Source organism: Arthrobacter sp. Dra40, from assembly GCF_059091905.1.
Genome location: NZ_JBNHHB010000245.1, coordinates 1 through 7,147 on the forward strand (window position 1 = coordinate 1; position 7,147 = coordinate 7,147).

15 protein-coding genes and 1 pseudogene are annotated in these 7,147 nt (G+C 62.6%); all 16 read right to left on the minus strand.

Annotation, left to right across the window (positions count from 1 at the left end; genetic code table 11):
* On the minus strand, window positions 1-404 hold a 404-nt coding region (gene rplO / locus AC5RWT_RS32690), incomplete at its 3' end, for a 50S ribosomal protein L15 (RefSeq protein WP_494083855.1).
* Window positions 405-406: 2 nt separating this feature from the next.
* Window positions 407-619 (minus strand): 50S ribosomal protein L30, encoded by a 213-nt coding sequence (rpmD, locus tag AC5RWT_RS32695; protein WP_127511076.1) that lies wholly within the window; start codon window positions 617-619, stop codon window positions 407-409.
* A complete protein-coding gene (gene rpsE / locus AC5RWT_RS32700) occupies window positions 619-1,323 on the minus strand; it encodes a 30S ribosomal protein S5 (protein ID WP_364644276.1) in 705 nt (234 codons plus the stop codon). Before rpsE ends, rpmD begins: the two co-directional genes overlap by 1 nt.
* Window positions 1,320-1,703 (minus strand): 50S ribosomal protein L18, encoded by a 384-nt coding sequence (gene rplR, locus AC5RWT_RS32705; protein ID WP_494045917.1) that lies wholly within the window; start codon window positions 1,701-1,703, stop codon window positions 1,320-1,322. The genes rpsE and rplR overlap by 4 nt, the downstream gene beginning before the upstream one ends.
* 3 nt (window positions 1,704-1,706) lie before the next feature.
* A complete protein-coding gene (gene rplF, locus AC5RWT_RS32710; RefSeq protein ID WP_494045916.1) occupies window positions 1,707-2,243 on the minus strand; it encodes a 50S ribosomal protein L6 in 537 nt (178 codons plus the stop codon).
* A gap of 18 nt (window positions 2,244-2,261) precedes the next feature.
* Window positions 2,262-2,660: a 30S ribosomal protein S8 gene (gene rpsH, locus AC5RWT_RS32715; RefSeq protein ID WP_136784914.1), complete on the minus strand. Its 399-nt coding sequence runs from the start codon at window positions 2,658-2,660 to the stop codon at window positions 2,262-2,264.
* 83 nt (window positions 2,661-2,743) lie between these two features.
* On the minus strand, window positions 2,744-3,313 hold the full coding sequence (gene rplE / locus AC5RWT_RS32720) for a 50S ribosomal protein L5 (protein ID WP_127511071.1): 570 nt from the start codon (window positions 3,311-3,313) through the stop codon (window positions 2,744-2,746).
* Window positions 3,313-3,678: a 50S ribosomal protein L24 gene (gene rplX / locus AC5RWT_RS32725; protein WP_127511070.1), complete on the minus strand. Its 366-nt coding sequence runs from the start codon at window positions 3,676-3,678 to the stop codon at window positions 3,313-3,315. The genes rplE and rplX overlap by 1 nt, the downstream gene beginning before the upstream one ends.
* Before the next feature lie 3 nt (window positions 3,679-3,681).
* Window positions 3,682-4,050: a 50S ribosomal protein L14 gene (gene rplN / locus AC5RWT_RS32730; RefSeq protein WP_127511069.1), complete on the minus strand. Its 369-nt coding sequence runs from the start codon at window positions 4,048-4,050 to the stop codon at window positions 3,682-3,684.
* 391 nt (window positions 4,051-4,441) lie between these two features.
* Complete coding sequence (gene rpsQ, locus AC5RWT_RS32735) at window positions 4,442-4,741, minus strand: 30S ribosomal protein S17 (protein ID WP_127511068.1); 300 nt, start codon at window positions 4,739-4,741, stop codon at window positions 4,442-4,444.
* A complete protein-coding gene (gene rpmC / locus AC5RWT_RS32740; RefSeq protein WP_494045915.1) occupies window positions 4,738-5,085 on the minus strand; it encodes a 50S ribosomal protein L29 in 348 nt (115 codons plus the stop codon). The genes rpsQ and rpmC overlap by 4 nt, the downstream gene beginning before the upstream one ends.
* Before the next feature lie 2 nt (window positions 5,086-5,087).
* Window positions 5,088-5,504 carry a 50S ribosomal protein L16 gene (gene rplP, locus AC5RWT_RS32745; RefSeq protein ID WP_127511066.1) on the minus strand — a complete coding sequence of 139 codons (417 nt, stop codon included), beginning with the start codon at window positions 5,502-5,504 and terminating at the stop codon, window positions 5,088-5,090.
* Window positions 5,505-6,341: a 30S ribosomal protein S3 gene (gene rpsC, locus AC5RWT_RS32750; protein ID WP_364644262.1), complete on the minus strand. Its 837-nt coding sequence runs from the start codon at window positions 6,339-6,341 to the stop codon at window positions 5,505-5,507.
* The gene (gene rplV / locus AC5RWT_RS32755; protein WP_452038199.1) at window positions 6,342-6,707 is read right to left on the minus strand and encodes a 50S ribosomal protein L22; all 366 of its coding nucleotides are present in this window, start codon (window positions 6,705-6,707) and stop codon (window positions 6,342-6,344) included.
* 38 nt (window positions 6,708-6,745) lie between these two features.
* The gene (rpsS, locus tag AC5RWT_RS32760; protein WP_074701289.1) at window positions 6,746-7,027 is read right to left on the minus strand and encodes a 30S ribosomal protein S19; all 282 of its coding nucleotides are present in this window, start codon (window positions 7,025-7,027) and stop codon (window positions 6,746-6,748) included.
* Between the two features lie 12 nt (window positions 7,028-7,039).
* Window positions 7,040-7,147, minus strand: a pseudogene (locus AC5RWT_RS32765) (50S ribosomal protein L2); the annotation flags it as partial.

Consider the following 7,147-nt stretch of genomic DNA (forward strand, 5'->3'; position numbering starts at 1 on the left):
GCGGAGAAGGCGTCAACCTTCACATCGACCTTGACGGTGATGTCGCCGGTGCCCAGGACCTTCACGGGCTGGTTCTTGCGAACCGCACCCTTGGCCACCAGGGCCTCCACGGTCACGTCGCCGCCCTCGGGGAACAGCTCATTGAGCTTGTCCAGGTTCACGACCTGGAATTCCACCTTGAACGGGTTCTTGAAGCCGCGCAGCTTCGGCAGGCGCATGTGCAGCGGCAACTGGCCGCCGGCAAAGCCAGCCTTGACCTGGTAACGGGCCTTTGTACCCTTGGTACCGCGACCGGCGGTCTTACCCTTGGAGCCTTCACCACGACCAACACGGGTCTTGGCGGTCTTGGCACCGGGGGCAGGACGCAGGTGGTGGACCTTGAGAGTCTTGTTCTCTTCTGCCATCTTTACTTCGCCTCCTCAACCTTCACCAGGTGAGAAACAGTGTTGACCATGCCGACGGTCACTGCATCGGCGCTACGGACAACGGTGTGTCCGATGCGCTTCAGGCCCAGTGAACGCAGCGTGTCGCGCTGGTTCTGCTTGCCGCCAATGACGGACTTGATCTGCGTGATTTCCAACTGTGCATCCGACGGAGTCAGATTCTTGGGAGTGGTCATTACGCACCTGCCTTCTGCATATTGCGCAGCAGGATCGCCGGAGCAACCTCATCCAGGGGCAGGCCACGGCGGGCTGCCACGGAGCGGGGCTCCTCCAGGCGACGCAGCGCGTCGACGGTAGCGTGCACGATGTTGATCGCGTTGGACGAACCCAGCGACTTGGAGAGCACATCGTGGATGCCTGCGCACTCGAGTACGGCGCGGACCGGACCACCGGCGATCACACCGGTACCGGCAGCAGCCGGACGCAGCATGACAACGCCTGCAGCAGCTTCGCCCTGCACCTGGTGCGGAACGGTACCGGCGATAATCGGCACGCGGAAGAAGGACTTCTTGGCCTCTTCCACGCCCTTGGCGATCGCTGCCGGAACTTCCTTGGCCTTGCCGTAGCCCACGCCGACCATGCCGTTGCCGTCGCCGACAACTACCAGAGCCGTGAAGCTAAAGCGGCGGCCGCCCTTGACGACCTTGGACACGCGGTTGATGGTGACGACGCGCTCGAGGAACTTGTCCTTCTCGGCATCGCGTGCATTGTCGCGGCCACGTCCGCGGCCACCACGGTCGCCGCCACCGCTACGTTCGCCGCGACGTCCGCCGCGGCGGTCGTCCTGGCCGGAAGCAGCGGTGGTCTCAGCGGATCCCGCGGCAGCGGTCTCAGTTGCTTCAGTCACCTGAGTTTCCTTTTCGTTGTTCTCAGCGGTCACAGTGCCAGCCCACCTTCACGTGCGCCGTCGGCAACCGCTGCAATGCGGCCGTGGTACCGGTTGCCGCCGCGGTCAAAGACCACAGCCTCAACACCGGCAGCCTTGGCACGCTCGGCCACGAGCTCGCCGACGCGCTTTGCCTTGGCGGACTTGTCGCCGTCGAGGACCCGCAGATCGGCTTCCATGGTGGAAGCGGAAGCCACGGTGATGCCCTTGCTGTCATCGACAACCTGGACAAAGATGTGGCGTGCGGAACGGTTGACCACCAGGCGCGGACGGGCCGCGGTACCGGTGATGCGCTTGCGGACGCGCAGGTGGCGGCGGCCGCGTGCTGCGGACTTGGACTTCGAGGTCCGCTTCTTATTAATGCTGATCGCCATGGTTTACTTACCAGCCTTTCCGACCTTGCGGCGGATTTGTTCGCCGGCGTAGCGAACGCCCTTGCCCTTGTAGGGGTCGGGCTTACGCAGCTTGCGGATGTTGGCAGCAACTTCGCCGACCTGCTGCTTGTTGATGCCGGAGACGGAGAGCTTGGTAGCGCCCTCCACTGCGAAGGTGATGCCGTCGGGGGCATTCACGATCACCGGGTGGCTGAAGCCCAGGGCGAACTCGAGGTCCGAGCCCTTGGCCTGCACACGGTAACCGGTGCCGACGATCTCGAGGTCCTTTTTGTAGCCTTCGGTCACGCCAACGATCATGTTGTTGATCAGCGTGCGGGTCAAGCCATGCAGGGACCGGGATTCGCGCTCGTCGTTCGGGCGGGCAACGGTGAGGGTGTTCTCTTCCAGGGAAACCGTGATGGGCGAAGCCAGAGTGTGGCTCAGCTCGCCCTTGGTGCCCTTGACGGAGACGACGTTGCCGTCGACCTTGACCTCAACGCCGGCGGGAACGGTGATGGGGAGACGTCCAATACGTGACATTTAATCTCTTCCTTTCCGTTACCAGACGTAAGCGAGGACTTCGCCGCCCACGCCCTTCTTGCCGGCCTGACGATCAGTCATCAGTCCGGAAGAGGTGGACAGGATTGCGATGCCCAGGCCACCGAGCACGTGCGGCAGGTTGGTGGACTTCGCGTAAACGCGCAGACCGGGCTTGGAGATGCGGCGGATGCCGGCGATGGAACGCTCGCGGTTCGGACCGAACTTGAGTTCCAGGGTCAGCTTCTTGCCGACCTCGGCCTCTTCTTCCTTCCAACCGGCGATGTAGCCTTCGGCCTTCAGGATGTCGGCGACGCGAGCCTTGAGCTTGCTGTACGGCATCGACACCGAGTCATGGTAGGCCGAGTTGGCGTTGCGCAGACGCGTGAGCATGTCTGCGACAGGATCTGTCATAGTCATTGTGGGCTCTTGCCCTTCCTCGTAACGGTTTCCTCGCTCCGGACAGCGCTGGGCGCCGGGGCGGGACCTTTCACGTAGCTAGATTAATCTTCGGTCTTGAACGGGAAGCCAAGCGCCTTCAGCAGCGCACGGCCCTCGTCATCGGTCTTAGCGGTGGTCACTACGGTGATGTCCATGCCGCGCACGCGGTCGATCTTGTCCTGATCGATCTCGTGGAACATCGACTGCTCGGTCAGACCGAAGGTGTAGTTACCGTTGCCGTCGAACTGCTTGCCGTTGAGGCCGCGGAAGTCGCGGATACGGGGCAGAGCCAGCGAAACCAGACGGTCCACGAATTCCCACATGCGGTCGCCGCGCAGCGTCGCGTGGGCGCCGATCGGCATGCCTTCACGCAGCTTGAACTGTGCGATGGACTTGCGGGCCTTGGTGACCTGCGGCTTCTGGCCGGTGATCTGGGTGAGGTCGCGCACGGCGCCGTCGATGAGCTTGGAGTCCTTGGCGGCATCTCCAACACCCATGTTGACAACAACCTTGACCAGGCGCGGAACCTGGTTCACGTTCTCGTACTTGAACTCGTCCCGCAGAGCCTGCTTGATCTCGCCGGCGTAGCGAGTCTTCAGACGGGGGACGATCTTGGTGACAGTCTCAGTCATTAGAGGTCCTTCCCGGAGGCCTTGGACACGCGGATGCGCACAGTGCGCTCACGGCCATCACGCTCGACGGTTTCGGTGCGGTAGCCAACCCGGGTCGGCTTCTTGGTCTCGGGATCGACGATCGCCACGTTCGAGATGTGGATCGGAGCCTCAACGGTCTCGATGCCACCGGTCTTCGTGCCGCGATCCGACTGTCCGGCCTTGGTGTGCTTGGTGACGCGGTTGACGCCTTCAACCAGCACACGGTTGGTCTCCGTGAACACCTTCAGGACCTTGCCCTGCTTGCCGCGGTCGCCGCCGCGCTCAGCCTTGGCACCGGTGATGACCTGAACCAGGTCACCCTTCTTGATCTTGTACTTAGCCATGGACTACAGCACCTCCGGAGCCAGCGAAATGATCTTCATGAACTTCTTGTCGCGAAGCTCACGGCCGACCGGACCGAAGATACGGGTACCGCGGGGATCGCCGTCGTTCTTGAGGATCACGGCTGCGTTCTCATCGAACTTGATGTAGGAACCGTCCGCACGGCGGCGTTCCTTCTTGGTGCGAACGATGACAGCCTTGACGATGTCACCCTTCTTGACGTTGCCGCCCGGAATTGCGTCCTTGACGGTGGCAACAATGGTGTCGCCAATGCCTGCGTAGCGACGGCCGGATCCGCCGAGAACGCGGATGGTCAAGATTTCCTTGGCACCCGTGTTGTCGGCGACCTTCAGTCGCGACTCCTGCTGAATCACTTATTACTCCTGTCGTCGCGCCGGTTCTCATAGCTGAGCCTTGCGGAACGGATATGGGTAGCCCGCACCGTAACTCCCCCTGGCCACACGTGTGTGCAGTCCGAAGGCGGTTGCGGGAATTTGCCTATTCTGTCCATGCGGAAGGATGGATGGTCTTTCCAAACGGCACAGGCAAGATTACTAGTTTATGACCAAGACACCCCGGACGTGAAATCACGGCCAGGGGCTTGTACTTTTCAAAGGGTCCGCGGTCAAAACTTCAGCAACCGCGTTCCCTTCCAAACCCTTCCGGCTGCTCCGGCGAACCGGGATCCATGGTGCCGGAAGGGAAAATTAAAGGGTGCGGGGCCCGCCCGCTCTGCAGGCGGGCCCCGCGTGCAGGACCTAAGTCCTACTTGGCCTTTTCGATGATCTCGACCAGGCGCCACCGCTTGGTGGCGGACAGCGGCCGGGTCTCGGCGATCAGAACCAGGTCGCCGATGCCGGCGGAGTTCTGCTCGTCGTGGGCCTTGCGCTTTTCGGTCCGGCGAATCACCTTGCCGTACAGCGCGTGCTTCACGCGGTCCTCAACCTCGACCACGATGGTCTTGTCCATCTTGTCCGAGACGACGTAGCCGCGGGCGGTCTTACGGTAACCGCGAGCCTGAGTGGCTTCTTCCACAGTTGCATCCTTGTTAGTGTTTTCGCTCACTTGGCCTCATCCTCCGAAGCGGGGGCTGCGGTCTCGGCGGTGTCGGCTTCTGCAGCCTTTTCAGACTTCTTAGCCTTCTTGGCCTTCTTCTCCTCGGCCGGGGCTTCAACTGAAACCTCGACCTCGGGGCGAATGCCCAGCTCGCGCTCGCGCAGCACGGTGTAGATGCGTGCGATGTCGCGCTTGACTGCCTTCAGGCGGCCATGGTTTTCCAGCTGACCGGTGGCGGACTGGAAACGGAGGTTGAACAGCTCCTCCTTGGCCTTGCGCAGCTCCTCTGCGAGACGGTCCTTATCGAATGTCTCGAGCTGATCGGTTGCCAGTTCCTTTGAACCAACTGCCATTTCTATTCACCACCTTCGCGACGCACAATGCGTGCCTTCAACGGCAGCTTGTGGATCGCCAGGCGCAGTGCCTCGCGAGCTACCTCTTCATTGACACCGGAGAGTTCGAACAGAACCCGACCCGGCTTGACGTTTGCGACCCACCATTCCGGCGAACCCTTACCGGAACCCATGCGGGTTTCGGCGGGCTTCTTGGTCAGCGGGCGGTCCGGATAAATGTTGATCCAGACCTTGCCGCCACGCTTGATGTGGCGGGTCATCGCAATACGGGCCGCTTCAATCTGGCGGTTGGTGACGTATGCCGGCGTCAGAGCCTGGATACCCCACTCGCCGAAGCTGACCTCGGTGCCGCCGGTAGCAGCGCCGGAACGACCCGGGTGGTGCTGCTTACGGAACTTAACTCGACGTGGGATAAGCATTTAAGCTTCTCCTCCTTCTGCCGCCGGCGCTGCTGCCTCAGCGGCAGGCGCCTCGGCCTTGGCTGCGCCCTCGCCTGCGGCGGGAGCGGCAGGACGGTCATTACGACGACGGCGCTCGCCACCAGCGGCGGGGCGGCCCGGACGGTCGCCACGGCCGCGCGAGGACGGAGCGGCAGCCTGCTGGGCAGCCAGTTCCTTCGCGGTCACGTCGCCCTTGTAGATCCAGACCTTGACGCCGATGCGGCCGAACGTGGTCTTGGCCTCGAAGAAGCCGTAGTCGATGTTCGCACGCAGGGTGTGCAGGGGCACACGGCCTTCGCGGTAGAACTCCGAACGGCTCATTTCAGCGCCGCCGAGGCGACCGGAGCACTGGACACGGATGCCCTTGGCGCCGGCGCGGGTGGCGGACTGCATGGCCTTCTTCATGGCGCGGCGGAAAGCCACGCGCGAGGTCAGCTGCTCGGCGATGCCCTGGGCAACCAGCTGAGCTTCGATCTCCGGGTTCTTGACCTCGAGGATGTTCAGCTGCACCTGCTTACCGGTGAGCTTCTCCAGCTCGCCGCGGATGCGGTCTGCTTCGGCGCCGCGGCGGCCAATGACAATGCCGGGGCGTGCGGTGTGGATATCCACACGCACACGGTCACGGGTACGCTCGATCTCAACCTTGGCGATGCCCGCGCGGTCCATGCCCGTGGACATCAGCTGGCGGATCTTCACGTCTTCGCGGACGAAGTCCTTGTAACGCTGGCCGGCCTTGTTGCTGTCAGCGAACCAGTGGGAGACATGGTCGGTGGTGATACCGAGTCGGAATCCGTGCGGGTTTACTTTCTGTCCCACTTACTGGTCCTCCTCTTTCTCCGGGGTAGCGACAACAACCGTGATGTGGCTGGTCCGCTTATTGATGCGGTAGGCACGCCCCTGGGCGCGCGGCTGGAACCGCTTCATAGTGGGGCCTTCATCGACGAATGCTTCGCTGATATAGAGGTCGCTCTCGTCAAAGGCGACGCCGTCACGGTCCGCGAGAACGCGGGCGTTGGCGACGGCCGACGCGAGTACCTTGCTGACCGGCTCCGAAGCTGCCTGGGGGGCAAACTTCAAGATTGCCAGAGCCTCATTCGCCTGCTTGCCACGAACAAGGTTGACGACGCGCCGGGCCTTCATAGGCGTCACGCGGATATGGCGCGCAATAGCCTTGGCTTCCATTGCTTTCCTTCTCTCGTCTTCTGCCGTAAGAGCAGCGCCTAGCGGCGCTTGCCCTTGCGGTCGTCCTTCACATGGCCGCGGAAAGTCCGCGTCGGGGCGAATTCGCCGAGCTTGTGCCCGACCATCGACTCAGTGACAAACACCGGGATGTGCTTGCGTCCGTCGTGTACGGCAATCGTGTGCCCGAGCATGTCGGGGACGATCATCGAACGGCGGGACCACGTCTTGATGACGTTCTTGGTGCCCTTTTCGTTCTCTGCAGCTACCTTCACGAAGAGGTGCTGATCGACGAAGGGGCCTTTCTTCAGGCTGCGTGGCATGTTCCCAGGCTCCTATCGCTTGTTCTTGCCAGTACGACGGCGACGCACAATCAGGCGGTCGCTTTCCTTGTTCGGGCGGCGGGTGCGGCCCTCGGGCTTGCCGTTCGGGTTGACCGGGTG